This is a genomic window from Pseudomonas sp. RW407 (assembly GCF_003176655.1).
GTDB lineage: Bacteria > Pseudomonadota > Gammaproteobacteria > Pseudomonadales > Pseudomonadaceae > Pseudomonas > Pseudomonas delhiensis.
In genome coordinates, this window is record NZ_QGSL01000091.1 from 534,492 (window position 1) to 560,022 (window position 25,531).

Sequence of the window (25,531 nt, forward strand, 5' to 3'; positions counted from 1 at the left end):
ACGGCGGATAACGCCTGGGGCGTTATGCGCCCTACGTTGGGGTGACGGAGCAGAGGGCGGGGGATCAGTCCTGCGCCTGCAGGTGCGCGCGGATGCGCCGGTTGAGCGCGGCCAGGCGCTCCACCGTGCGGCTGTCTTCTTCGTCGTTGTCTTCAGCGCGTGGCGCCAGCTGGCGGGCGCAGAGGTTCAGGGCGCTGAGCAGCAACAGTTCGTTGCTGGTGACGTAGGGAAATTTCTGCTTGGCGGCGGCGAGCTCCGCCTGCAACAGGGCGGCGGCCTCCTGCAGGGCGCGCTCCTCGCCGGCCGGCGCCTTGACGCTGTAGTCGCGGCCGAGGATGCGCAGGACGCGCACGCCGTCGTTGCTCATGCGCTGGCGCGGCTGTCGCTGACGCGGCGGACCAGGGCCTGCAGGCGCACGGCGGTGGCGTTGTGCTTCTCTTCCTGCTCCATCAGCTGCAGTTGCAGGGCGTCGTTGTCTTCGCTGGCCTTGCCGAGGCTGTCGCGCAGCTGGGCGTTGTCGTCGGCCAGTTGCTTGTTCTGCTGCAGCAGCTCAGCCACCAGTTGTTCGAGCTGTTCGATAGTGCTGTCGAGCATGGGAGTCTCCGAGGCCGTGGTAAAGGTCGCGGAGGATAAAGAAAAGTCGCCTGGGCGGCCAGGGGAATACGCGCTTTCCTGACGGAAAGTATGCTGTCAATTCAATAGCTTAGACGCTGAATTTCGTGAGCTTTCAGCGACTTGGCATCGCACCACTGTAGGAGCGGGCCCTGCCCGCGATTCGCGCGCAGGGCGCGCTCCTACAGTCACTTCAGCGAATCACGCCTTCCTCGCGCAGCAGCTTGAAGATGGCTTCGGCACCGGCTTCCGGGGACAGGTCCTTGAGCACCTGGCCGGTGCCGCCTGAGGCCTTGGCGGTGGCGGCCTTCATGCGTTCGGCGCCGGTCTTGGCCTTGATCACCTTGAGCCGCTTGGGCCGCGGGCGTGCCGGTTGCAGGCTGCTGGCGGCGAGCAGGTCGTCGGCCAGCACTTCCACCTCGTGGGCCTCGACGAAGCCGCGCCGCGCCGGGCCGAAGGCGCTCTGGCGCGCCACCGGGGCGGCGTTGTCGACGCTGGCGACGAAGGGCAGGCGCACCTTCAGCCGGCGCCGCTGGCCGCGCGGCAGGGCCTGCAGCACCTGGGCGCTGCCACCCTCGACCCTTTCCACCTCGGCCAGGCCCACCACCAGCGGCCAGCCCAGGCGCTCGGCGAGGAGGAACGGCAGCATGCCGGAGCCCTCGCCGGTCTCGGCCTGGCTGCCGGTGAGCACCAGTTGCGCGCCGGCGCCACCGAGGTAGTCGACCAGCGCCGGCAACGCATCGGCGCCGGCCGGTTGTTCCAGCACGGCGAGTTCGTCCAGGCCCATGCCCAGGTAACTGCGCAGCGCCTCTTCCTGCGGATTGCCGGCGTGCAGCACCTGCAGGCGCTTGCCGGCCAGGCGCAGGCCCAGTTCGACGGCACGGGCGTCCTGCTCGGCACGCCGGGCACGCCCGGAGGCCGGATGGGCGCCGATGGAGACCAGGGCGACTACGTTCAGATCGGTCATCGTTCGTACCTATGGATAAGGACCAGCACCGTGCTGCGCTCTTGCCTGAAGCCTGCCGCCTGCAGCTTGCAGCCGCTCTCAAGCCGCATCCCGCGCCCCTCCCTGCCGATACTCCTCGGCCAGGCGGATCAGCGCCTGAAGAATCGCCGTGGAATCGCCGATCACCGAGAGGTCGGCGCGCTTGATCATGTCGCAGCCGGGGTCCATGTTCACCGCCACCACCTTGTCGCAGGCGCCGATGCCCTGCAGGTGCTGGATGGCGCCGGAGATGCCCACCGCCAGGTAGACCCGCGCGGTGACCCAGGTGCCGGTGGCGCCGACCTGGCGGTTGCGCGGCATGTGGCCGTCGTCCACCGCCACCCGCGAGGCGCCCTCGGTGGCGCCCAGGGCGGCGGCGGCGCGGTGGAACAGGTCCCAGTCCTGCACGCCGTTGCCGCCGGAAAGGATGAACTCGGCCTCGGCCATGGGAATCTGCGCCGGGTCCACCGCCACCGGGCCGAGGTCCTCGATGCGCGGCAGGTTGCGCGCCACGCTGCCGTCCAGGCCAACCGGGCGGGCCTCGTGGCGCGTCTCGCTGACCGGCTCGGCGCACTCGGCGGCGGCCAGGATCAGCCGCGCCAGCGGCCGCTGCAGGTCCTGCTGGCCGGCGCCGGCGCGGCCGATGCAGTGCTCGCCTTCGGCCTGCCAGACGCGGGTGGCAGGGCGCTCGCCGAGGCTGGCGGCCAGGCGCCGGCCCAGCTCGCCGCCACCGCTGCGGCTGTCGGGCAGCAGCCAGTGGCGCGGGACGAACTGGCCGTCCACGGCGCGCAGCGCCAGCACCCGCTGTTCCGGGGCGTAGCCTTCGTATTCGTCGCCTTCGACCTGCAACAGGCGGTCGACGCCGGCGGTGTCGAAGGCGCTTTCCTTGTGCTCGCCGAAGACGATGGCCAGCACCGCGCCGGCGTCGCCGGCGAGCTTGCGGGCCAGGCCCAGCAGGTCGCGGTCGTGGCTGCTCAGGCGGCCGCCGACCATGTCCGGCACCACGGCAATGTAGAAGGCCGGCTGCTCGATGACCTGCAGCGGCAGCTGCACCACTTCCGGCGCGCTGGTGCGCTTGCCGGCGGTGCCCTGCTGGCCGCCGGAGCGGTCGATGCGCCTGATGCCGCTGGGGCCGATGAAGCCGACGGCATGGGGGTTCTTGCGGACCAGGCCATTGGGGCCCATCCAGCGCACCTCGCCGCCCTGGGCGGCCTGCATGGCCTGGTGCAGCGGGTGCAGGCGGTTGCGGGCGATCCACTCGGCGCGCGGGTCGCGGCGGATGATGTCGCTCATGCTTGGGCCTCCAGGGCGAATATGCTCTTCGTAGGAGCGAGCTTGCTCGCGAACGGGTTGGCATTGACGCTCGGGCTACCCTCTCCCCCCGCCCTCTCCCTGAAGGGAGAGGGAGCTATCCGAGCCTCCCTGTAAGTAATGGCGCAGCGGGCAACCCGGCTAAAGCCATAGTTCGCCGTGGCAGAGACGGTCCCCTCTCCCTTCGGAGCGGGGCGCGCAGCCAGGGTTAGGGAGAGGGCCTGCGGACTCACAGTCAGCACAGGACCCAAAGTGAGGAACACCGTTCTCATCAATGCACCCCCGCCACTTCTTCACGCCGCGCCGGCTTTTTTGCCGGCGCCTCCGCGCTCTCGACCAGCACCTCCGCCACCAGCTCGGCGATGTCCTTGATCTCCGGGCGCGGGGCGACCACGCCTTCGAGCATCGCGGTGCACTGCGGGCAGCCCACGGCCACCAGTTCGGCGCCGGTCTCCTTGATGTCGACCATGCGCATGTCCGGGATCCGCTGCTTGCCGGGGATGTCGGTGATGGGCGCGCCGCCGCCGCCGCCGCAGCAACGCGAGCGGAAGCCGGAGCGTTGCATCTCCTTCACCTCGATGCCGATGGCCTTGAGCACATTGCGTGGTGCTTCGTACTCGCCGTTGTAGCGGCCCAGGTAGCAGGGGTCGTGGTAGGTGACGCTGTCGGCCTTGCTCTGGCCCAGTTGCAGCGCGCCGGCCTTCACCAGTTCGTCGATGAAGGTGGTGTGGTGCAGCACTTCGTAGCTGCCGCCCAGGGCGCCGTATTCGTTCTTCAGCACGTGGAAGCTGTGCGGGTCGCAGCTGACGATGCGCTTGAAACGGTACTGCGCCAGGGTGGCGATGTTGCGCCTGGCCAGGCTCTGGAAGGTCGCCTCGTCGCCCAGGCGGCGGGCCACGTCGCCGCTGTCGCGTTCTTCCAGGCCGAGCACGGCGAAGTCCACCCTGGCTGCCTTCAGAATCTTCACGAAGGCCCGCAGGGTGCGCTGGTTGCGCATGTCGAAGGCGCCGTCGCCGACCCAGAACAGCACCTCGGCCTGCTTCTGCTCGCTCATCAGCGGCAGGTTCAGGTCGGCCGCCCAGTTCAGCCGGCCGCCGGGGGCGAAGCCGCCGGGGTTGTCGGTGGCGATCAGGTTCTCCAGCACCTCGGCGCCCTTGTTCGGGGTGGCGCCCTTCTCCAGGGTGAGGTGGCGGCGCATGTCGACGATGGCGTCGACGTGCTCGATCATCATCGGGCATTCCTCGACGCAGGCGCGGCAGGTGGTGCAGGACCACAGCGTCTCGGCGTCGACCAGGGCCTTGCCTTCCAGCGAGACGATGGGCAGGTGCGGGCCGCCGCTGTGCTCACCCAGGGGCTTGCCGGGATAAGGCGAGCCGGCGAACTTGGCGTCGTTGCCGCCGGCCAGGCCGATGACCATGTCCTGGATCAGCTTCTTCGGGTTCAACGGCTGGCCGGCGGCGAAGGCCGGGCACATGGCCTCGCACTTGCCGCACTGCACGCAGGCGTCGAAGCCCAGCAGCTGGTTCCAGGTGAAGTCGGTGGGCTTTTCCACGCCCAGCGGGGCCATGGGGTCGCTCAGGTCCAGGGCCTTGAGGCCGGTGGAGCGGCCGCCGCCGAAGCGTTCGGCGCGACGGTGCCAGGCCAGGTGCAGGGCGCCGGCGAAGGCGTGCTTCATCGGCCCGCCCCAGGTCATGCCGAAGAACAGCTCGGATACGCCCCAGGCCACGCCGATGGCAAGGATGGCCGCCAGGAACCAGCCGCCGAAACCTTCCGGAAGAATGCCGGCCACGGGCAGCGTGGCGATGAAGAAGCTTGCGGAGAACATCAGCAGGCTCTTCGGCAGGCGCATCCACGGGCCCTTCGACAGCCGCGAAGGCGGGTCGAGACGGCGCTTGGCGACGAACAGCGCGCCGCCGAACATCAACGCCGTGGCCGCCAGCAGGGCGAAGCCGAGGATGCGGCTGTGCAAACCAAAGCCATGCACGACGATCGCCAACAGCGCCGCCAGGACGAAGCCGCCGGCGGTGGCCACGTGGGTCTTGGACATGTACTTGTCGCGCTCGACCACATGGTGCAAATCCACCAGGTAGCGGCGCGGCACGGCCAGCAGGCCGCCGAGCCAGTCGACCTTCGACGGCCGCCCGCGGCGCCACATGGCGAAGCGCTTCACGGCGCCCAAGGCGGCCAGTGCCACGGCGGAGAAAAGGAGGATAGGAAGCAGTGTGCTCAACATGGATAACCACCTTGGCCGCAGCTGCAAGCGACAAGCCTCAAGCTGCAAGCAAGAGCCAAATCCCGCTCCGGCTCTTGCTTGCGGCCTACAGCTTGCAGCTTGGCGCTGCTCTTAGAAGTCCTTGCACAGCCGCAGCGCGTCGTAGATCGCCGCGTGGGTGTTGCGCTGGGCCACGCAGTCGCCGATACGGAACAGCAGGTAGCCGTCGCCGGGCTCGGAAAGGCACGGTTGCGGCTTGATCGCGAACAGCGCCTCGACGTCGATCTGGCCCTTGTTGCGCGAGCCCTGCTTGAGCGCGTAGTACAGGCTCTCGTCCGGCCGCACGCCATTCTCCACGACCACCTGGTCGACCACCCGCTCCTCTTTCGCGCCGGTGTATTCGTTCTCCAGCACGGCCACCAGCTTGTCGCCCTCGCGGTAGACCTTCTCCAGCATCAGGTCGCCGGTCATGATCACTTCCTTGGGGTACATGCTGCGGTAGTAGGTGGGGAAGGTGGTGCCACCGATGGCCACGCCGGGCTTGATGTCGTCGGTGACGATCTCCACCAGCGCGCCCTTGTCGGCGAGGAAGTCGGCCACCGACATGCCGCTGAACTCGCAGATGGTGTCGTAGACCAGCACGTTCTTGCCGGGGGCGACCTTGCCGTCGAGGATGTCCCAGCTGCTCACCACCAGGCCCTCGGCGGCGCCCCAGTGTTCGTTCTGCTCGAGGAACGGGTGGCCGCCGTTGGCCAGCACCACGATGTCCGGGCGCAGGTCCATGATGGTGTCGGCATCGGCACCGGTGCCCAGGCGCAGGTCGATGCCCAGGCGCGCCAGCTCCAGCTGGTACCAGCGGGTGATGCCGGCGATCTGGTCGCGCTGCGGCGCCTTGGAAGCGGTGGTGATCTGCCCGCCGAGCTGGTCCTTCTTCTCGAACAGGGTCACGTCGTGGCCGCGTTCGGCCGCCACGCGCGCGGCCTCCATGCCGGCCGGGCCGCCGCCGACCACCACCACCTTGCGCTTCACGCCGGTGGTCTTCTCGATGATGTGCGGTACGCCCATGTATTCACGGCTGGTGGCGGCGTTCTGGATGCAGAGCACGTCCAGGCCCTGGTACTGGCGGTCGATGCAGTAGTTGGCGCCGACGCACTGCTTGATCTGGTCCACCTGGCCCATCTTGATCTTGGCGATCAGGTGCGGGTCGGCGATGTGCGCGCGGGTCATGCCGACCATGTCCACGTAGCCGCCCTCGAGGATGCGCGTGGCCTGGTTCGGGTCCTTGATGTTCTGTGCGTGCAGCACCGGCACGTTGACCACTTCCTTGATGCCCGCCGCCAGGTGCAGGAAGGGCTCCGGCGGGTAGGTCATGTTGGGGATGACGTTGGCCAGGGTGTTGTGGGTGTCGCAGCCGGAGCCGACCACGCCGATGAAGTCGAGCATGCCGGTGTCGCTGTAGTACTTGGCGATCTGCTTCATGTCCTCGTGGGACAGGCCGTCGGGGTGGAACTCGTCGCCGCAGATGCGCATGCCCACGCAGAAGTCGTCGCCGACTTCCTTGCGCACCGCCTTGAGCACTTCCAGGCCGAACTTCATGCGGCCCTCGAAGGTGCCGCCCCATTCGTCGGTACGCTTGTTGACCCGCGGGCTCCAGAACTGGTCGATCATGTGCTGGTGCACGGCGGACAGCTCGACGCCGTCCAGGCCACCTTCCTTGGCGCGACGGGCAGCCTGCGCGTAGTTGCCGATCACCCGCCAGATCTCTTCCGGCTCGATGGTCTTGCAGGTGGCGCGGTGCACCGGTTCGCGGATGCCCGAGGGCGACATCAGGGTCGGCCAGTTGAAGCCGTCCCAGCGCGAGCGGCGGCCCATGTGGGTAATCTGGATCATGATCTTGGCCCCATGCTTGTGCATGGCGTCGGCCAGGTTCTGGAAGTGCGGGATGATGCGGTCGGTGGACAGGTTCACCGAGCTCCACCATTCCTGCGGGCTGTCGATGGCCACCACCGAGGAACCGCCGCAGATGGCCAGGCCGATGCCGCCCTTGGCCTTCTCCTCGTAGTACTTCACGTAGCGCTCGGTGGTCATGCCGCCGTCGGTGGCGTAGACCTCGGCGTGGGCGGTGGAGAGCACGCGGTTGCGGATGGTCAGCTTGCCGATCTGGATCGGCTGGAACATTGCCTCGAAAGCCATTGCGGCATCCTCACGGAATCAGAGGTTCTTGTTGTGGGTGCGAGCCGGGTCAGAGCGGCTTGACGATGAACAGGCCGTCGTCGTGGCCTTCTTCCGAGCCGCTGTAGACCTGCTCGGCCACGGTGCGGATGCTGCTGCCGCGGGCCTGGAGAATCTGGTCCATGGCGCCGGCGAACCAGCCGGTGAACATGTAGTCGACCTTGCGGTTGACCTTGCCGTACACGTATACGAAGGCGGAGTGCTTCAGGCGCACCTGGGCGGTGCCCTTGTCGAGGTCGATCTGCTCGATCTGGAACAGGCCCCAGCCACGCTGGGACAGGCGCTTCATGTAGTGCTCGAACACCGCCACGCCTTCGATGCCATGGCATTCGGCTTCCTTCTCGCACCAGTGCCAGGCGGACTTGTAGCCGGCCTTGTAGAGGATTTCGGCATAGCGCTCGGCGCCCAGCTCCTCCTCGATGCCCATGTGGTTGTTGACGAAGAAGTGCCGCGGCACGTAGAGCATCGGCAGGGCGTCGGTGGTCCAGACACCGGTTTCGCTGTCGACTTCGATGGGCAGTTCGGGGGCGTGTTTGGCCATGGCTCGGTTCTCGGAATGCGGTTGATTAACGTGGCCGGCGTGGCCGGCATGATGGGTATCGCTGCGCTCCACCCATCCTACGAAGAGGTCTGGAGGCCCGGCACCGGGTGCGCGGGCACTCCGCCAGGGCTTACTCGCCCCAGACGTCCGCCAGGACGCGCACCCAGTTCTCGCCCATGACCTTGCGCACCACGCGCTCGGGCATGCCGCGCTTGAGGAGGGTCTCGGTGAGGTTGGGGAACTCGCCCACGGTGCGGATGCCCAGCGGGTTGATGATGGTGCCGAAGCGCGTCAGGCGACGGGCATAGCCCTTGTCGTGGGTGAGATACTCGAAGAAGTCCTGGCCATGGCCCTGGGTGAAGTCGGTGCCGATGCCGATGGCGTCCTCGCCGACGATGTTCATCACGTACTCGATGGCCTCGGCGTAGTCGTCGATGGTCGCGTCCACGCCCTTGGCCAGGAACGGCGTGAACATGGTCACGCCGACGAAGCCGCCGTGGTCGGCGATGAACTTCAGTTCCTCGTCGGACTTGTTGCGCGGGTGCTCTTTCAGCCCGGAAGGCAGGCAGTGGGAGTAGCAGACCGGCTTTTTGGATTCGAGGATGACTTCCTCGGAAGTCTTGCTGCCGACGTGGGACAGGTCGCACATGACGCCGACGCGGTTCATCTCCGCGACGATCTCGCGGCCGAAGCCGGAGAGCCCGCCGTCACGCTCGTAGCAGCCGGTGCCGACCAGGTTCTGGGTGTTGTAGCACATCTGCACGATGCCCACGCCCAGCTGCTTGAACACCTCGACGTAGCCGATCTGGTCCTCGAACGCGTGGGCGTTCTGGAAGCCGTAGAGGATGCCGGTCTTGCCCAGCTCCTTGGCGCGGCGGATGTCGGCGGTGCTGCGGACCGGGATGACCAGGTCGCTGTTGTCGCGGATCAGCTTGTTGCTGGCGACTATGTTGTTCACCGTGGCCTGGAAGCCTTCCCACACGGACACGGTGCAGTTGGCGGCGGTCAGCCCGCCCTTGCGCATGTCCTCGAAGAGTTCGCGGTTCCACTTGGCGATGATCAGGCCATCGATGACGATGCTGTCGGCGTGAAGTTCGGCTGGGCTCATCTGGCGTCTCTCTATATCAGGCAAGGCTTGTCAGGCTTGGCGCGCCGGGACTTGTGCCGGCGCTTTGGGGGCAGCATATCCCCGGGTGAAGGGGCGGCCCGATTCGAAAACGACCAGGGTCGTACCGAAAGCGTCAAGGCGGCGACATGCGCGACACCGAAGGCGTCGCGGACGGGCATATGGGTATGAGGGCGGCGGTTTAGAGAGCCTGGGGGAATGAGCGGGGATGGCTTTTCGTGGGACGATGGCTGTTTCGCGGGACGATGGCTTTTCGTAGGAGCGAGCTTGCTCGCGAATGGGGTTTGCCGGAAGGAATTGGCGCAGGATGAAAGAGCACCCTCTCCCTAACCCTCTCCCTGAAGGGAGAGGGAACCGTTGGGCAGGGCTGGGTGCTCTGGAGTCAGCCGGCAGCACCGAAGGTTTCCGGTTGAAACCATTCCTCCTCTCGGCACGGACTAGCCCCCTCTCCCTTCAGGGAGAGGGCTGGGGAGAGGGAGCGGAGTCAACCCCACAGCACAGTCGCCGGGGAGCACTGTTCGCGAGCAAGCTCGCTCCTACGAAAAGCAGCCGAACCCTCAACGATTCCGCCAACAAGCCACCAGGTTCCACACCATCAGCAAGCCGACGACCACCGAGCTGCCATAGAACAGCAGGCTATCCACGCTATCCCCTCCGAAATGCAGGCGCCCCCGGGAAGGGGGCGCCAGGTGGACGAACGGCTTACTCGTGGGCGACCAGCCGCGCGTGGGCGGACTCTTCGCCGAGGTTGTTGAGCATGCGCTCGCTGTACCAGTCGAGGAAGTTGATCACGCCGAACTCGTAGGTCTTGGAATACGGGCCCGGCTGGTAGGCGGTGGAGTTGATCCCGCGCTGGTTCTCCTCGGCCAGGCGGCGGTCCTGGTCGTTGGTGGCGTCCCACACCTCGCGCAGGCGCTGCACGTCGTAGTCCACGCCTTCCACCGCATCCTTGTGCACCAGCCACTTGGTGGTGACGACGGTTTCCTGCGCGCTGATCGGCCACACGGTGAAGACGATCAGGTGGTCGCCCATGCAGTGGTTCCAGGAGTGCGGCAGGTGGAGGATGCGCATCGAGCCCAGGTCGGGGTTCTTGATGCGGCCCATCAGCTTCTTGCTGCCCGGCTTGCCGTCCATGGTCATGGACACGGTGCCGTCGAGCAGCGGCATGCGCACGATGCGGTTGCGCAGGCCGAAGCTGGCGTGGGCATAGGGGATCTTCTCCTCGTCCCAGGCCTTGGTACAGGCCGCCACCTGGTCCTTGAACGCCTGGCTGGCACGCGGGTCGGTGACGTCATCCCACTCCAGCAGGGTCTTCAGCAGCTCCGGGTGCGAGCCGTTGCAGTGGTAGCACTCGCGGTTGTTCTCGATCACCAGCTTCCAGTTGGCCGCTTCCCTGATGGTGGTCTGCACGGCGACCTTGGTGTTCTCCATGTCGTACGGCTCCATGTAGTGCTCGAGCGTACGCAGGAAGTCGTCGATGGCCGGCGGGTTCTCGGCCAGGGAGATGAAGATGTAGCCGCCGGCGGTCTTCACGTTCACGGGCTTGAGGCTGTAGTCCTTCATGTCGAAGTCGGCGCCCATCTCGGTGCCGGCGAACAGCAGGCGGCCGTCCAACTCGTAGGTCCACTGGTGGTAGGGGCAGACCAGCTTGGCCACCTTGCCCTTGTCGCTCACGCACAGTCGCGAGCCGCGGTGGCGGCAGACGTTGTGGAAGGCGTGGATCTTGCCTTCGGCGCCGCGCAGCACGATGACCGGGTTGTCGCCGATCTGCACGGTGAGGAAGTTGCCCTTGGCGGGGATCTCGCAGGTCATGCCGGCGATCAGCCATTCCTTCTGGAAGATCTCCTGCATGTCGAGCTTGAACAGGCGCTCGTCGTTGTAGAACGGCTGCGGCAGGGAGAAGGAATGGTCACGGGTACGCAGCATTTCGGCGGTGGCCTTGCGGGCCTGTTCCAGCGGATCGCCCAGACTCAGGGTGGTGGTGACGTCCATCGGTTGGTCCTCATGCCCCGCCGGGAGGCGGCGGTGGCGAAATTGGGTGGCTGATAACGGTTCTACGCTACGCAAGGTGGCTTTCACGGCCTTCGGCACTGCGGTGGCTCCGCAATCCCGCCCTGCCGATGGACGGGGCCCGCGGCGGCGGGCATGAAGGTCAGACGCTCTACTGGATTACCTTCGTCTCGGCTGGAAGGCAGTGTGCGTCCGGGCCTTGCGGGTGCCTTATCCATGGGCGACACGACCGCATCCGTTTCCGACGCGGTAGCCCGCGCCCCAGGCGGCAGGTCGCGATAAGCATGCAAATGTCGCTGGCAGGTAAATGGGGGGCACGGCGCGTGCGCACAATCGGCCCCATCAGGCATGCCGAAAAGGCCGGGGCGAGCGTCCCCGCCCGGCGCTGCCCCATTCGGCCGGGAAACGGCCTGCGTGCGCGGAGAGACATCATGTCGACCAGCAACTTCCTCAATCCGGTGAACACCCAGACCTGGACCAACGGCCGCCACCTGGTGCGCTGCGTCAAGGCCATCCAGGAGACCTGGGACGTACGCACCTTCTGCTTCATGGCCGACCAGCCGATCATGTTCTTCTTCAAGCCCGGGCAGTTCGTCACCCTGGAGCTGGAGATCGACGGCCAGCCGATCATGCGCTCCTACACCATCTCCAGCTCGCCCTCGGTGCCCTACAGCTTCTCCATCACCATCAAGCGGGTACCCGGCGGCAAGGTCTCCAACTGGCTGCACGACAACCTCAAGGAAGGCGACGTCATCCCGGTGCACGGCCCGGTGGGCAACTTCAACGCCATCGACTTCCCCACCGACAAGGCGCTGTTCCTCTCCGGCGGCGTCGGCATCACCCCGGTGATGTCCATGGCGCGCTGGTTCTTCGACACCAACGGCGCGGTGGACATGGTCTTCGTGCACAGCGCGCGCACGCCCAAGGACATCATCTACCACCGCGAGCTGGACCACATGGCCTCGCGCATCGCCAACTTCAAGGTGCACCTGATCTGCGAGAAGTACGAGATGGGCGAGGCCTGGGCCGGCTACCGCGGCTTCCTGAACAAGGCCATGCTGCAGCTGATAGCCCCGGACTTCCTCGAACGCGAGGTGTTCTGCTGCGGCCCCACGCCCTACATGCACGCGATCAAGCGCCTGCTCGAAGCCGAAGGCTACGACATGTCGCGCTACCACGAGGAAGCCTTCGGCCCGACCCCGCCGGAAGTCCGCGCCGACGTGAAGGAACTGGCCGCCGAAGCCGCCGAGGCCCCGGAAATCCCCGCCGCCGACCTGCACAACGTGGAGTTCTGCGAAACCGGCAAGAGCATCCGCGTGGCCCCCGGCGAAACCGTCCACGCCGCCGCCGCCAAGCTCGGCCTGCACATCCCCAAGGCCTGCGGCATGGGCATCTGCGGCACCTGCAAGGTGATGAAGCGCTCCGGCGAGGTGGACATGGAACACAACGGCGGCATCACCGACGAGGACGTGGCCGAGGGCTACATCCTGTCGTGCTGCAGCGTGCCGAAGGGGGATGTGGTGATTGAGTATTGAGCTCTCTCGGATAGGTCTCGGAGCAATGGTTCGACCCCGCTCCCTCTCCCTAACCCTCTCCCTGAAGGGAGAGGGGACCGTTCGGTGTGCTCGGGTATTTCGGCGTTAGCCGGCAACACCGAAGGCTTCCGGCAGAAACCATCACTTCTCTCGGCACGGACTGGCCCCCTCTCCCTTCAGGGCGGGGCGCGCAGCCGAGGGCTGGGGAGAGGGCGCTCTACCCCCAAGCACCAGTCCCCCAAGGAATCCCAACCCGAAGATTTTTCAATTGCCCTCCCCGGCCCAAAGGCTAAACACTCGTTCAACAGCTCAAGGGACGAGTCCGCCATGCCCAGCTTCACCCAGACCTACTACGAAGCCACCTCCGAGAAACCGGCCTTCCCCGCGCAAACGGGCCGCCTAGACACCCGCGTGTGCATCCTCGGCGGCGGCCTGGCCGGGCTCAACACCGCCCTGGGCCTGGCCGAACGCGGCATCACCGACGTGGCGCTGCTGGAATCGCACCACGTCGGCCACGGCGCCTCGGGGCGCAACGGCGGCTTCGTCTTCGGCGGCTACAGCCTGGGCAACGCCGACCTGCTCGCCACCCTCGGCGCCGAGGAAGCCCGCCGGCTCTACCACCTGACCCTCGAAGCGGTGGACCTGATCCGCCAGCGCGCGCGCCGCTACGGCATCGACTGCGACCTGCTGGACGAAGGCGTGATCCTGGCCAACTGGTTCAACGACCCGGCCCGCCTGGAAACCCCGCGGCGGCTGATGAAGGAAGCCTACGGCGTGGACTGGGAGCCGATCTCCGCCGGTGCGCTCAGGGAACAGCTCAAGACCGAGCGCTACTTCGGCGGCCTGCTGGAACGCAACGCCTTCCACTTCCACCCGTTGAAATACGTGCGCGGCGTGGCCCGCACCGCTGCGGGAATGGGCGTGCGCATCCACGAAGACTCGCCGGCCCTGGGCATCGAAAAACGCGACGGGCGCTTCGTGGTGCGCACCGCCGGCGGCGAAGTGCACGCCGAACAGGTGGTGTTCTGCGGTGGCGGCTACGCCCGCGGCGTGTACCGCCCCATCGAGCGCGCGGTGCTGCCCATCGCCACCTACGTCATCGCCACAGAGCCCCTGGGCGAGCGCCTGAAGGACGCCATCGCCAGCCAGGCCGCGGTCTACGACACCCGCTTCGCCTTCGACTACTACCGCCCGCTGGCCGACACCCGCATCCTCTGGGGCGGGCGCATCTCCATCCTCGACCGCGGCCCGGACGCCATCGCCGCCCTGCTCAGGCGCGACCTGACGCTGGTTTATCCACAGCTGGAAGACGTGAAGGTCGAGTACTCCTGGGGCGGCCTGATGAGCTACGGCCGCCACCAGATGGCGCAGATCGGCCAGGACCCGGCCGGCATCTGGCACGCCATCGGCTTCGGCGGCCACGGCATGGCGCCGACCACCGTGGCAGGCGAAGTGCTCGCCGACGCCATCAGCGGCGCCAGGGCGGTGCCGGCCGGCTTCGCCCGCTTCGGCCTGACGCGCGCCTTCGGCCTGGCCGGCCTGCTCGCCGCCCAGGCCACCTACACCGCCTACGAGGCCCGCGACGCCCTCGACAGCCGCCGTCTCAACGGCTAGCGCTGGTGCCCGGCGCGCTACCGGTCTAAGGTCGTTGCAAGCCTTCAGACCGGAGTACCCATGGCGACCAAGACCACCCCCAACCGCCAGCAGACGCACCTGGCCGTACTGATCGACGCCGACAACGCCCCCGCCGCCATCGTCGAGGGCCTGTTCGAGGAGATCGCCAAGTACGGCGTGGCCAGCGTCAAGCGCATCTACGGCGACTGGACCCAGCCGCAGCTGGGCAAGTGGAAGCAGGTGCTGCTCGACCACTCCATCCAGCCGATCCAGCAGTTCGCCTACACCAAGGGCAAGAACGCCACCGACAGTGCGCTGATCATCGACGCCATGGACCTGCTCTACACCCGCCGCTTCGACGGCTTCTGCCTGGTCTCCAGCGACAGCGACTTCACCCGCCTGGCCGCCCGCCTGCGCGAGGAAGGCCTGATGGTCTACGGCTTCGGCGAAAGCAAGACGCCGGACCCCTTCGTGCGCGCCTGCGACAAATTCATCTACACCGAAATCCTCCGCGCCGACCCGGTGACCCCGGCGGAACCGGCGGAAACCGGCCAGCCCCAGGAACCCAAGGCGCCAGTCGCCAAGCCCAAGCCCCAGCGGGTGCCGCTGGACTTCATCGCCAAGGTGCTCGACGACATCGCCGACGACGAGGAAGACTGGGTGCAGCTGGGTGCCCTCGGCCAGAACATCAGCAAGCTGCGCCCGGCCTTCGACCCGCGGCTGTACGGCTTCAAGAAACTCAGCGACCTGATCAAGGGCCACCCCAAGCGCTTCGAACTGCAGGCCCGCGGCGGCAGCAACAGCGGCGGCAAGGACCTGTACGCGCGCAACGTGCGCAAGTGAGCCGCGTCAAAGGCACGGGATAGAGCGAGCCGGTATGCTGGGGCGGTCATCCAGGAGGAAAGCCATGACCGCCCTATCCCGCAGCCTCTTCGCCGCCCTGCTGCTAGGCCTGGCCCTGTGCGCTAGCGCCCAGGCCTCGACGCTGCGCTGCGGCACCCAGCTGATCAACGAAGGCGACAAGATGGACGCGGTGCTGGAGAAATGCGGCGCGCCGGCGAAACGCGAGGTGATAGGCCCACTCCCACCCCGGCGTGGCCCGGACGGCAAGTTCATCCCCGGCGGCCCAACCTTCGAAGTCTGGACCTACCCCCCGCAGAACGGCGCCACGCGAGTGCTGCGCTTCCGCGAAGGCATCCTGACGCAGATCGATACCGAGTTCCGCTGATCCCTGCTGCTTCTCGTAGGAGCGAGCTTGCTCGCGAACCGCCTTCAACCACCCAGCCGCGTAGCCATCTCACCAATAACGATGGCCACCAACGCCCGCAGCAGTCGAACCTCGCCAGCCAGCGTGGCACGCAATTCCGGCCGAACGGCCGATAACGCCAGATTCTCCTGCTCGACCTCCGCAAGCAGCGCCTGCGCCTGCTCCCGTACCGCCCTGGTGAGCCTAGCCACATGCTCACGCGCCGTAGCCGGCTTGATGCCCATGGCCTCGCCGGCTGCCACCAGCAGCGCCCCATCGATCTCCTGTAGACGCTCGGTACCCAGAATCGGCCAGGCCATAGCAGCCTGCTGCGGCCAACGCTCCTGCCCGAATGCCCGAGTCCCGTATACGGCCGTGCAGAGCAGATCGTAGAACGGTGCAAGGTTGAAACCCCGGCGCGTGACCAGCAGGCTCAGGTTCTTCAGGTGCGCATCCTCGTTGCCCACCAGCACATTGAACACCAGCCAGCGGAACAGGCTCAGGCGCGCCCTCACCGAAGGCCGGCTATCGCTGGCGATCTCGCGCAGGCGCTCGATGCTGCCCTGGTTGTACTTGAAGGCACGGTCCAGGCCGAGCAACTGGCAGGCATCGATGCAATGCAGGCGCTCCCAGTCGCCCCCGACCTGGCAGCGGTCGAAACGCTGCACCAGGTACACCGGCTGCGGCACATAGCGCCGATGCACAGCGGGTACCTCCAGCCCGACACGCGCGGCCAAGGTCATCACGAACCACTCGTTGATCACCGAATGAGCCCATGCCGGGTCCGGGTGATCGGGCTTGAGGATATGCGTCGAAGGGGTGCTGCCGATGGGTTCGAACAAGTCGCTGCCATCGAATACGACGGCCACCTTGTGCTGTGCTCCCGCCAGCGACATGCGCTTGGCCGCGCGTTCGGCCAGCGGCACCTGGGGCATCTGCTCGATGCGCCGGGATAGCTCCGTATCGAGCAATGCGCGTAGTTCGCCGGGCGCCGGCAGTTGCTCCGGTGGCAGCAAGGTGAGCGAACCTGCCGACTCGGCGCCGAAGTGCTCCAGCAAGCCGAAAGCATCCGCCTCCGCCAAGCGCGCCGCTCCCGCCAACAGGCGTCGCTGCCCCTCCTCCGGCAGCAGATTGTCGAAGTACCACTGCACCGGACGCTGGCTTGCGCCATCCACATGGGGCTCGCTGCGAAGCGGCAGCCCCGGACACAACGGATAGGCCTCGGGCGCATCCAGCCACTCGCGGGAATAGGCGAACGCCCAGGCGCCGTTGTTCTCCTCAAGGCTGCCGACGCGGGTCTGGTTGATCCAGGCATCCAGTTGCCGAACCATCAGTCCTCCTTGCCGCCTTCAGCCTTGTAGACAAGCCGTTGCAGCTGTTGCCGGGTCGGCTCCGCGTACTCCTCCGGCACCTCGATGGAGACTTGCAGACCCAACTCCTGCAGGACCTGGAACAGCTTGCCCCACTGCACGCGCTCCGCGCCGCGCTCGACCTTGCCGAGGAAGTTCTCGCTCACACCGATGCTGCCGGCGGCATCGTCCTGGCGCAGGTTCATGGCCTTGCGGCTGGCGCGTACCAGCAGGCCGAGGGTGGCAGGTGAGTCGATATCGACTTTCATGAATAATCCTCATGACTGTGAGGATTTCGTGCCGACCAGCACAAAAAACAACTAAATCCTCACGATTGCGAGGATTCTAGACCCTAACGACGGATGTTCAATTAAATCCGCATGAGCGTGAGGATTGTGTGCACTGGCTCAGAGCTGTTCGCGAGCAAGCTCGCTCCTACACGTACATCGGAAATATCGCCGTATTCCAGCCCAAGGGCGTGGCTACTCACCGATTGATGGGTATCGCTTCATGCCTGGCAAAACGAAAAAGGCCGGTCATCTGACCGGCCTTTCCCTTACCTCACGCCACCTCAGCTATTGCTGGGGAAAGCGAACTGCGCCGCCTCGTGGCTCTTGCGCTGCGGCCAGCGCTGGGTGATGGCCTTGCGCTTGGTGTAGAAGCGCACGCCGTCCGGGCCGTAGGCGTGGAGGTCGCCGAACAGCGAGCGTTTCCAGCCGCCGAAGCTGTGGTAGGCCACCGGGACCGGCAGCGGGACGTTGACGCCGACCATGCCCACTTCGATCTCGTCGCAGAACAGGCGGGCGGCTTCGCCGTCGCGGGTGAAGATGCAGGTGCCGTTGCCGTATTCGTGGTCGTTGATCAGCTGCATGGCTTCTTCCAGGCTGTTCACGCGGACGATGCACAGGACCGGGCCGAAGATTTCTTCCTTGTAGATGGTCATTTCCGGGGTCACGCGGTCGAACAGGGTGCCGCCGAGGAAGAAGCCGTTCTCATGGCCGGCGACCTTGAAGCCGCGGCCGTCCACCACCAGTTCGGCGCCCTGCTCTACGCCGCTGTCGATGTAACCGGTGACCTTGTCGCGCGCCGCGCCGGTGACCAGCGGGCCCATGTCCAGGCCGCAGGAGGTGCCGGCGCCGATCTTCAGGCCCTTGACCTGCGGGACGATCTTCTGCACCAGGGCGTCGGCGATCTGGTCGCCCACGCACACGGCCACCGAGATGGCCATGCAGCGCTCGCCGCAGGAGCCGTAGGCGGCGCCCATCAGCGCGCTGACGGCGTTGTCCAGGTCGGCGTCGGGCATCAGCACGGCGTGGTTCTTGGCGCCGCCCAGGGCCTGCACGCGCTTGCCGCGCTTGGTGCCTTCGCTGTAGATGTACTCGGCGATCGGGGTCGAGCCGACGAAGCTCAGGGCCTTGACTTCCGGGGCCTCGATCAGCGCGTCCACCGCGCCCTTGTCGCCGTGCACCACGTTCAGCACGCCTTTGGGCAGGCCGGCTTCCTGGAACAGTTCGGCGATCAGCAGGGTGGAGCTGGGGTCGCGCTCGGACGGCTTGAGGATGAAGGTGTTGCCGCAGGCGATGGCCAGCGGGTACATCCACAGCGGCACCATGGCCGGGAAGTTGAACGGGGTGATGCCGGCGACCACGCCGATGGGCTGGAAGTCGCTCCAGGCGTCGATGTTCGGGCCGACGTTGCGGCTGTACTCGCCCTTGAGGATTTCCGGGGCGGCGGTGGCGTATTCGACGTTCTCGATGCCGCGCTTCAGCTCACCGGCGGCGTCTTCGAGGGTCTTGCCGTGTTCTTCGCTGATCAGTTTGACGATGCGCTCTTCGTTGGCTTCGAGCAGTTGCTTGAAGCGGAACAGCACCTGGGCGCGCTTGGCCGGCGGGGTGTTGCGCCAGGCCGGGAAGGCGGCCTTGGCGGCGTCGATGGCCTGCTGCATGGTTTCGCGGTCGGCCAGCGGGACCTTGCGCACGGCTTCACCGGTGGACGGGTTGTAGACGTCGGCGGTGCGGCCGGTGTCGGCGATCAGCTCGCCGCCGATCAGGTGCTTGATGGTGGTCATCGTCTTGTCTCTTCTCGCTGAAAGTGTGGGGTACCGGGCCTCCAAGAGCCCCTCTCCCCAGCCCTCTCCCTGAAGGGAGAGGGGGTTTGTTCGGTGTGTTGGGTGGGCCGCGGAGCCCGCCGGGGACTGCACTCTAAGGCGAGTCTCCCGGCGCTGCCTACGCGCGGGCCCGCGTGCTCAGTGTTGCTTGAGCTCGATCTCGATGAAGGCCACTTCGTGGTCGCAGGGGTTGATCACGTTGTGCTCGGTGCCGATCTGGCGGGTGTAGCTCTGGCCCAGGACCAGCGGCGCACGCCGCTCGCCCTCGGGGGTTTCCAGCAGCAGTTCGCCGCCGGTCACCGGGACCACCACGTACTCCATGCCGTGGCGGTGCCAGCCGGTCTCGGCACCGGGGGCGAAGCGCCACTCGGTGACCAGGACCTTGTCATTGTCGATCTGTACCGTCGGGACGGCCTTGGGACGCTCGCTCACTTACGCCACCCCGTTCAGGGCTTCGCCGACCGCATCGAACAGGCGGTCGAGGTCTTCGGGCTTGGCGTTGAAGGTCGGGCCGAACTGCAGGGTGTCGCCGCCGAAGCGCACGTAGAAGCCTTCCTTCCACAGCTTCATGCTGGCTTCGAACGAGCGCACGATGGCGTCGCCGTCGCGGGCGGCGATCTGGATGGCGCCAGCCAGGCCGCAGTTGCGGATGTCGATGACGTTCTTCGCGCCCTTGATGCCGTGCAGGGCCTTCTCGAAGTGCGGCGCCAGCTCGGCGGACTGCTGGATCAGGTTTTCCTTCTGCAGCAGGTCCAGCGCGGCGATGCCGGCGGCGCAGGCGACCGGGTGGGCGGAGTAGGTGTAGCCGTGGCCGAATTCCACCGCGTATTCCGGCAGGTTCTGGCCCATGAAGGTGTCGTAGATCTCGCTGCTGGCGATGACCGCGCCCATGGGCACGGCGCCGTTGGTGACCTGCTTGGCGACGTTCATGATGTCCGGGGTCACGCCGAAGTATTCGGCGCCGGTGGCCTTGCCCATGCGGCCGAAGGCGGTGATGACTTCGTCGAAGATCAGCAGGATGTTGTTGGCGTCGCAGATTTCGCGCAGGCGCTGCAGGTAGCCCTTGGGCGGCACGATCACGCCGGCGGAGCCGGACATCGGCTCGACGATCACGGCGGCGATGTTGGAGGCGTCGTGCAGTTCGATCAGCTTCAGCAACTCGTTGGCCAGCTCGACGCCGCCGGTCTCGGCCGCGCCCCTGGTGAAGGCCATGCCCGGCTGCAGGGTGTGCGGCAGGTGGTCGACGTCCATCAGCGGGCCGAACATCTTGCGGTTGCCGCCGATGCCGCCCAGGGCGGTGCCGGCGACGTTCACGCCGTGGTAGCCACGGGCGCGGCCGATCAGCTTGGTCTTCTGCGCCTGGCCCTTGATGCGCCAGTAGGCGCGGGCCATCTTGATCGAGGTGTCGGCGCACTCGGAACCCGAGCCTGTGAAGAACACGTGGTTGAGGTTGCCGGGGGTGAGGTTGGCGATCTTCTCGGCCAGCTGGAAGGACAGCGGGTGGCCGTACTGGAAGCCCGGGGAGTAGTCGAGGGTGGTCAGCTGCCTGGCCACCGCGTCGGCGATTTCCTTGCGCGAGTGACCGGCGCCGCAGGTCCACAGGCCGGACAGGCTGTCGTAGATGCGACGGCCCTTGTCGTCCACCAAGTAGCTGCCTTCGGCGGCGACGATGATGCGCGGGTCCTTGTGGAAGTTGCGGTTGGCGCTGAAGGGCATCCAGTGGGCCTTCAGGTTCAGGTCGGCGGCGGCCGACGGCGCTACGTTCACTTGCTGGTTCATGGAGTTCGTCCTCGACGACTGTCTTGTTGGGCGCGCAGGCCGCGTCACGCCTGCTGCGATGGCTCAAGATTGGGCCTGACTAAACGTGAGTTAAAGCCTATTCTTCTCACGTTCAGTTTCGGTTCGGTAAAACTAAAATGGCAAAATCCCGCAGCCCGTCCCTGGGCCAGGTCAGCGACTTCGAAATCCGCCTGCTGCGCATCTTCAAGACCATAGTCGAGTGCGGCAGCTTTTCCGCCGCGGAAAGCACCCTGGGCATCAGCCGCTCGGCCATCAGCCTGCACATGGGCGACCTGGAGAAACGCCTGGGCATGCGCCTGTGCCAGCGTGGCCGGGCCGGCTTCGCGCTGACCGACGAGGGCCGCGAGGTGTACCGCGCCACCCAGTCGCTGCTGGCGGCGCTGGAGGGCTTCCGCGCCGAGGTCAACGAGCTGCACCAGCACCTGCGCGGCGAGCTGAACATCGGCATCATCAACAACCTGGTGACCCTGCCGCAGATGCGCATCACCCACGCCCTGCGCGCGCTCAAGGCGAGCGGGCCGGGGGTGCGCATCAACATCGGCATGACCACGCCCAACGAAATCGAGCTGGGCGTGCTCGACGGCCGCCTGCACGTCGGCGTGGTGCCGCTCATCAGCCCGCTGTCGGGGCTGGAGTACTCGCCGCTGTACGACGAGCGGTCGCTGCTGTTCTGCAGCCGCGAGCATCCGCTGTTCGAACGCGAGGACGCGGGCATCACGGTGGCGGAAATCCACGCCTGCGCCGCGGTGGCGCCCAGCTACCGCATCCCCGCCGAGGCCCAGGAGCGCCACCAGGAGCTGACCGCCAGCGCCAACGCCTCGGACCGCGAGGGCATGGCCTTCCTGATCCTCACCGGCAGCTACATCGGCTACCTGCCCGACCACTACGCCGCCGACTGGGTGGCCCAGGGCCGCATGCGCGCGCTGCGCCCGGAACGCTTCCACTACGACATCCCGCTGACGGTGGTGACGCGCAAGGGGCGGCGGCCGAACCTGGTGCTGGAGCGGTTCCTGGAGGCGGTGGCGGAGAGTCGGTAGGAAATTTCGCCCACACACCTCTGCCAAACCTGTACTCCGCCCCCTCCCTAACCCTCCCCCGCAAGCGGGAGAGGGGACCGTCCGGCATGAAGCGCAATCACCAGGCTCCCTGAGCCACAATGCGCACGAATCGCGGACAAAGTCCGCTCCTACAGTTCCAGGGAAGCACGGACGTAGGAGCAACTGTCTTTCACTGCTGCACGGTATCTGTTCTCCAGCAGGTACCGTCCCTGACCATGGCGTTCAGTCGCACGATGAGTACACGCATGCAGGCCACCAGGGCAACCTTGGCGCATCGACCGTTCTCACGCAGGCTCTGGTAGCGGCGAGCGAAGTCTTCCTGATAGCGAATGATCGACAAAACCGCCATGTACAGGATGCGCCGGATCATGCCTCGTCCTCCTCGGATCCGGCGCTGCCCCGACTTCTGCCCGCTGTCGCTGTTGTAAGGCGCCAGGCCCACCAGGGCGGCAATCTGGCGGCGGTTCAATTGTCCCAGCTCCGGCAGATAGGCCAGCAGCCCGGCCACGGTCACTGGTCCCACGCCTTTGACCTGGCTGAGTTGCTGGGCCTGTTCTGCGTCCACGACCTTCATCGCCTTGGCAATTTCCTTGTCGTAGCGGCGGATCGCTTCTTTGAGCGCCTTGATGGCGTCCTCTAGGCATTTGCGGACAAACGGATCCCGGGCTTGATGCAAACGGCGGCGCTCATCATCGCGCTGGCTGACCAACTGCTCGCGGCGCTGCACCAGCTCCCGCAGCCGCTCGCGTTCCGGCGAAGGCACGGTACTGGGGGCTTCTTCCAGCGTCTGCGCCAGATGCGCCAGTACCGCCGCGTCGATGGGATCGGTCTTGGCTAGCTTGCCCATGGCCGTGGCAAAGGCTCGCACCCGCGTGGGGTTCAGGCGCGAGACCGCGTGACCGGCGCGAAACAGGCTGAACATCACGCCGCACTCATAACCACCGGTCGCCTCCAGCACGATACGGCCGGGCTTTTCCTCGGCGAACAGCGCCAGCAATTGCTGGTGACCTTGCTCGTCATTGGAAACGCTGAAGCTCTTGCCCTGCGGACGCAGCCATACGGCTAGCGAATCCTTGGCGACATCGATACCTACCCAACACGTCATGATCAAACCCTCGTAAACTGCACGGCGAGAGCACTCTGACTGCCCACGCTTGTGGTTCGAGGTTTAGCTCGTTCAACTGTTCGGGCTTAGTCAGAGGGACGACGGGAAGCAGCTTGGACTCCTACTCGTGCTGCGAACACCGCGGACCTGCAGCTTGCCTCCCGTCGCTCTCACCTTCGATCCTATCGAAAGTCGCAGACACAAGCGGGCCTGAGCTGGCCTAATGATCTTGGACACCTTCATCGGGCGCTATCATGGCGCCCAACTGGAGGCAAAAATAGTGCGAAAGTCCTATTCAAATGAATTCAAAATCAAGACTGCCGAGATGGTGCTTGATGGCGGGATGTCCGTTCCGGACGTCTGTAAGCAACAAGACGTAGGCCCTACTGCGCTGCGTCGGTGGATTGATCAAGTCCGAAAAGAGCGCGAAGGTCAGACTCCGGTCGGTGCCAAGGCGATTACGCCGGACCAACAGCGAATTCAAGAACTCGAAGCGCAGTTGCGGCAAAAGGATCGGGATATCGAAATCCTAAAAAAGGCCAGTGCTCTCCTGCTTTTGGACTCCAAAGATTATTCGCGCTAATCGACGAGTTGAGTGAGCAATACGGTATTTCCGACTGCTGCCGGGTATTGGAAGTCCCTCGCAGTAGCTTTTACGCCTGGCGCAAACGTCAGGGGCCAATGAGTCCAGCCAGGCAGGTGCTCCAGGCCACTGTGGTCGAGCTTTTCAAAGCGTCACGCAGCTCTGCCGGGGCGCGTACGCTGTCCCAGGAGTTGCGACGCGCAGGGCACGATGTGGGCCGCTACAAGGCGCGAAGCCTGATGAAAGAAATGGGGCTGGAGTGCCGGCAGCGGCGTCCGCATCGATATCGCTCGTCAGGCGCAGAGGCCTTGATCGTGAGTAATCGGCTCAAGCGTAACTTCCGCGTCTCGACTGTTAACGAGGTGTGGTGCGGTGATGTGACTTACATCCAGATTGGTAAGCGCTGGTTGTATCTGGCGGTGGTGATGGATCTTTACGCCCGACGAATCGTGGGCTGGGCGTTTTCACTGATTGCCGATGCTCGATTGGCCTGTGAAGCACTTCAGATAGCAGTTGAGGCGCGCGGTAAACCAAAAGGCGTGATGTTCCACTCAGACCAGGGCTGCCAGTACGCCAGTCATAAATTCAGGGAGACGCTTGAAAAGTATGGCGTGACTCAAAGCATGAGTCATCGCGGCCAATGCTGGGATAACGCAGCCATGGAGCGCTTCTTCGGCGCGCTGAAGTCAGAGTGGGTACCAAGGGATGGATACAAGAGTGATGAGCAGGCCAGGGTCGATATCCAGGCCTATATAACGCGGTACAACCTTAAGCGCCTCCACAGCTACAACGGATATGAAACCCCGGTAGCCATGGAGGAAAAGCTCAAGGCAGCAGCATGAACCTAAAGCGGTGTCCAAAATTTCTTGACCGGTTCAGCCCTGCCCGCGAATCGCGCGCAGGGCGCGCTCCTACAGGGGAATGGCGTGGGTGAGGTCCGCTCCTACGAAGAGCCGCCGGCCCCTACCCTCCGTCCAGCACCGCTGCCCCGCGGCCGGCACAAGCGCTACAATCCCCGGCCTTTTCCGTTGTCCGGCTTCGGCCCCTCGTCATGCTTGTGTTGAAAACCCGCGTGCAGCGCCTGGTGGCGCTGGCCCTCTCGATCCTGGAACGCTATCCGCGGCTGATCGCCCTGTTCGGCTTCTGCTCGGGGCTATTCAGCTTCATGATGGTCGACCGCCACCGCGCCGGCTTCGCCCGCGTCATGGCCATCGTCATGCTGATCAGCTGGCTCTGGCTGATGCTGGAGAACCTGCTCACCCAGCGCTTCAAGGAGCGCTTCGGCTGGTCGGTGCCGCCGGGGCTGCTGCGCTACGCGACCCAGCTGATCCACCAGGAAAGCCTGTTCTTCGTCCTGCCGTTCTTCTTCGTCACCACCACCTGGAACAGCGGCCAGGCCCTGTTCACCGGCGCCCTGGGGCTGGCCGGGCTGATCGCCATCACCGACCCGGTCTACTACAAATGGCTGGCGCCGCGGCGCTGGACCTTCCTCGGCTACCACACCCTGACGCTGTTCGCCGTGCTGCTCACCGCGCTGCCGCTGATCCTCCAGCTGAGCACCCCGGAAAGCTACCGCTGGGCGCTGGGCATCGCCGTGGCGCTGTCCTTCCCCAGCCTGGTGGTGTCGGTGGGCATCCACAAGTGGTGGCGCTGGTTCGCCCTGCTAGGCCTGACCCTGTGCATCGGCGTGGTCGGCTGGTTCGGCCGCGCCTGGGTGCCGCCCTCCACCCTGTGGCTGGCGGAAATGGCGGTCACCGAGCAGTTCGACAACAGCCAGCGCACCCCCGGCGACAGCGTCGAGCAGGTCAGCGCCGCGCAGATCCGCAGCCAGGGCCTCTACGCCTACACCGCCATCAGCGCCCCGCGCGGCCTGGACGAGCGCATCTTCCATGTGTGGCGGCACAACGGCCAGGAAGTCGACCGCATCGCCCTGGACATCCACGGCGGCCGCGAGGCCGGCTACCGCGCCTGGACGCACAAGCAGAACTTCCCCGGCGACCCGGTCGGGCGCTGGCAGGTGCAGGTGCTCACCGAGGTCGGCCAGGTGATCGGCACCCTGCGCTTCGAGGTCACGCCCTGACCGCCCGGTTCGCTTGACCGCGCCC

23 protein-coding genes are annotated in these 25,531 nt (G+C 66.1%); 8 read left to right on the forward strand and 15 right to left on the reverse strand.

The genetic code is table 11. The features are described from left to right. Positions 1-64: 64 nt before the first annotated feature. The 9 genes from zapA to gbcA form a co-directional block, all read right to left on the reverse strand. The gene (zapA, locus tag DK254_RS14710) at positions 65-367 is read right to left on the reverse strand and encodes a cell division protein ZapA (RefSeq protein WP_109934350.1); all 303 of its coding nucleotides are present in this window, start codon (positions 365-367) and stop codon (positions 65-67) included. Next, entirely contained in the window at positions 364-594 is a 231-nt protein-coding gene (locus DK254_RS14715; protein ID WP_009614252.1) for a hypothetical protein, read from the reverse strand. Before DK254_RS14715 ends, zapA begins: the two co-directional genes overlap by 4 nt. A gap of 211 nt (positions 595-805) precedes the next feature. Beyond that, on the reverse strand, positions 806-1,579 hold the full coding sequence (locus tag DK254_RS14720; protein ID WP_109934351.1) for an electron transfer flavoprotein subunit beta: 774 nt from the start codon (positions 1,577-1,579) through the stop codon (positions 806-808). A gap of 78 nt (positions 1,580-1,657) precedes the next feature. Then, entirely contained in the window at positions 1,658-2,890 is a 1,233-nt protein-coding gene (locus DK254_RS14725; RefSeq protein ID WP_109934352.1) for an electron transfer flavoprotein subunit alpha/FixB family protein, read from the reverse strand. 289 nt (positions 2,891-3,179) lie between these two features. Further along, positions 3,180-5,141 (reverse strand): dimethylglycine demethylation protein DgcB, encoded by a 1,962-nt coding sequence (gene dgcB, locus DK254_RS14735; RefSeq protein WP_109934354.1) that lies wholly within the window; start codon positions 5,139-5,141, stop codon positions 3,180-3,182. A 111-nt stretch (positions 5,142-5,252) separates the two neighbouring features. Continuing rightward, on the reverse strand, positions 5,253-7,313 hold the full coding sequence (gene dgcA / locus DK254_RS14740) for a dimethylglycine demethylation protein DgcA (protein ID WP_109934355.1): 2,061 nt from the start codon (positions 7,311-7,313) through the stop codon (positions 5,253-5,255). Between the two features lie 49 nt (positions 7,314-7,362). Next, a complete protein-coding gene (locus tag DK254_RS14745; RefSeq protein WP_043256596.1) occupies positions 7,363-7,893 on the reverse strand; it encodes a DUF5943 domain-containing protein in 531 nt (176 codons plus the stop codon). A gap of 130 nt (positions 7,894-8,023) precedes the next feature. After that, entirely contained in the window at positions 8,024-9,001 is a 978-nt protein-coding gene (locus DK254_RS14750; RefSeq protein WP_109934356.1) for a dipeptidase, read from the reverse strand. 720 nt (positions 9,002-9,721) lie between these two features. Then, complete coding sequence (gbcA, locus tag DK254_RS14755; protein ID WP_109934357.1) at positions 9,722-11,011, reverse strand: glycine-betaine demethylase subunit GbcA; 1,290 nt, start codon at positions 11,009-11,011, stop codon at positions 9,722-9,724. A 449-nt stretch (positions 11,012-11,460) separates the two neighbouring features. Here gbcA and gbcB point away from each other — a divergent pair, with 449 nt between their 5' ends. The 4 genes from gbcB (at position 11,461) to DK254_RS14775 (ending at position 15,406) form a co-directional block, all read left to right on the forward strand. Continuing rightward, complete coding sequence (gene gbcB / locus DK254_RS14760; RefSeq protein ID WP_109934358.1) at positions 11,461-12,564, forward strand: glycine-betaine demethylase subunit GbcB; 1,104 nt, start codon at positions 11,461-11,463, stop codon at positions 12,562-12,564. A 327-nt stretch (positions 12,565-12,891) separates the two neighbouring features. Continuing rightward, positions 12,892-14,178 carry an FAD-binding oxidoreductase gene (locus DK254_RS14765; RefSeq protein ID WP_109934359.1) on the forward strand — a complete coding sequence of 429 codons (1,287 nt, stop codon included), beginning with the start codon at positions 12,892-12,894 and terminating at the stop codon, positions 14,176-14,178. A 60-nt stretch (positions 14,179-14,238) separates the two neighbouring features. Then, positions 14,239-15,021 (forward strand): NYN domain-containing protein, encoded by a 783-nt coding sequence (locus DK254_RS14770; RefSeq protein ID WP_109934360.1) that lies wholly within the window; start codon positions 14,239-14,241, stop codon positions 15,019-15,021. Positions 15,022-15,085: 64 nt separating this feature from the next. Then, positions 15,086-15,406 carry a DUF2845 domain-containing protein gene (locus tag DK254_RS14775; RefSeq protein ID WP_109934361.1) on the forward strand — a complete coding sequence of 107 codons (321 nt, stop codon included), beginning with the start codon at positions 15,086-15,088 and terminating at the stop codon, positions 15,404-15,406. Positions 15,407-15,450: 44 nt separating this feature from the next. On the opposite strand, the gene DK254_RS14780 is transcribed toward DK254_RS14775, so the two are convergent. The 5 genes from DK254_RS14780 to DK254_RS14800 all read right to left on the reverse strand — a co-directional run bounded on the left by DK254_RS14780 (position 15,451) and on the right by DK254_RS14800 (position 20,659). After that, positions 15,451-16,755, reverse strand: a complete 1,305-nt coding sequence (locus tag DK254_RS14780) for a HipA domain-containing protein (RefSeq protein WP_109934362.1) — start codon at positions 16,753-16,755, stop codon at positions 15,451-15,453. Next, positions 16,755-17,042, reverse strand: coding sequence for a helix-turn-helix domain-containing protein (locus tag DK254_RS14785; protein ID WP_109934363.1), 288 nt, complete (start codon positions 17,040-17,042; stop codon positions 16,755-16,757). Before DK254_RS14785 ends, DK254_RS14780 begins: the two co-directional genes overlap by 1 nt. A gap of 302 nt (positions 17,043-17,344) precedes the next feature. Then, the gene (locus DK254_RS14790; protein ID WP_109934364.1) at positions 17,345-18,841 is read right to left on the reverse strand and encodes a CoA-acylating methylmalonate-semialdehyde dehydrogenase; all 1,497 of its coding nucleotides are present in this window, start codon (positions 18,839-18,841) and stop codon (positions 17,345-17,347) included. A gap of 177 nt (positions 18,842-19,018) precedes the next feature. Further along, positions 19,019-19,312 (reverse strand): cupin domain-containing protein, encoded by a 294-nt coding sequence (locus DK254_RS14795; protein ID WP_009614286.1) that lies wholly within the window; start codon positions 19,310-19,312, stop codon positions 19,019-19,021. After that, positions 19,313-20,659, reverse strand: coding sequence for an aspartate aminotransferase family protein (locus tag DK254_RS14800; RefSeq protein ID WP_109934365.1), 1,347 nt, complete (start codon positions 20,657-20,659; stop codon positions 19,313-19,315). A 137-nt stretch (positions 20,660-20,796) separates the two neighbouring features. Here DK254_RS14800 and DK254_RS14805 point away from each other — a divergent pair, with 137 nt between their 5' ends. After that, positions 20,797-21,717 (forward strand): LysR family transcriptional regulator, encoded by a 921-nt coding sequence (locus DK254_RS14805; RefSeq protein WP_089392504.1) that lies wholly within the window; start codon positions 20,797-20,799, stop codon positions 21,715-21,717. A gap of 190 nt (positions 21,718-21,907) precedes the next feature. On the opposite strand, the gene DK254_RS14810 is transcribed toward DK254_RS14805, so the two are convergent. After that, positions 21,908-22,843: an IS110 family transposase gene (locus tag DK254_RS14810; protein ID WP_109934366.1), complete on the reverse strand. Its 936-nt coding sequence runs from the start codon at positions 22,841-22,843 to the stop codon at positions 21,908-21,910. Between the two features lie 223 nt (positions 22,844-23,066). Between DK254_RS14810 and DK254_RS34785 the strand changes: the two genes are divergently transcribed. From DK254_RS34785 to DK254_RS14820, 3 genes are all read left to right on the forward strand, one after another. After that, entirely contained in the window at positions 23,067-23,426 is a 360-nt protein-coding gene (locus tag DK254_RS34785) for a transposase (RefSeq protein WP_256595865.1), read from the forward strand. Between the two features lie 8 nt (positions 23,427-23,434). After that, a complete protein-coding gene (locus DK254_RS14815; protein ID WP_256595866.1) occupies positions 23,435-24,268 on the forward strand; it encodes an IS3 family transposase in 834 nt (277 codons plus the stop codon). A gap of 209 nt (positions 24,269-24,477) precedes the next feature. Beyond that, positions 24,478-25,506, forward strand: a complete 1,029-nt coding sequence (locus DK254_RS14820; RefSeq protein WP_109934367.1) for a DUF5924 family protein — start codon at positions 24,478-24,480, stop codon at positions 25,504-25,506. The last annotated feature ends 25 nt before the right edge of the window (positions 25,507-25,531 follow it).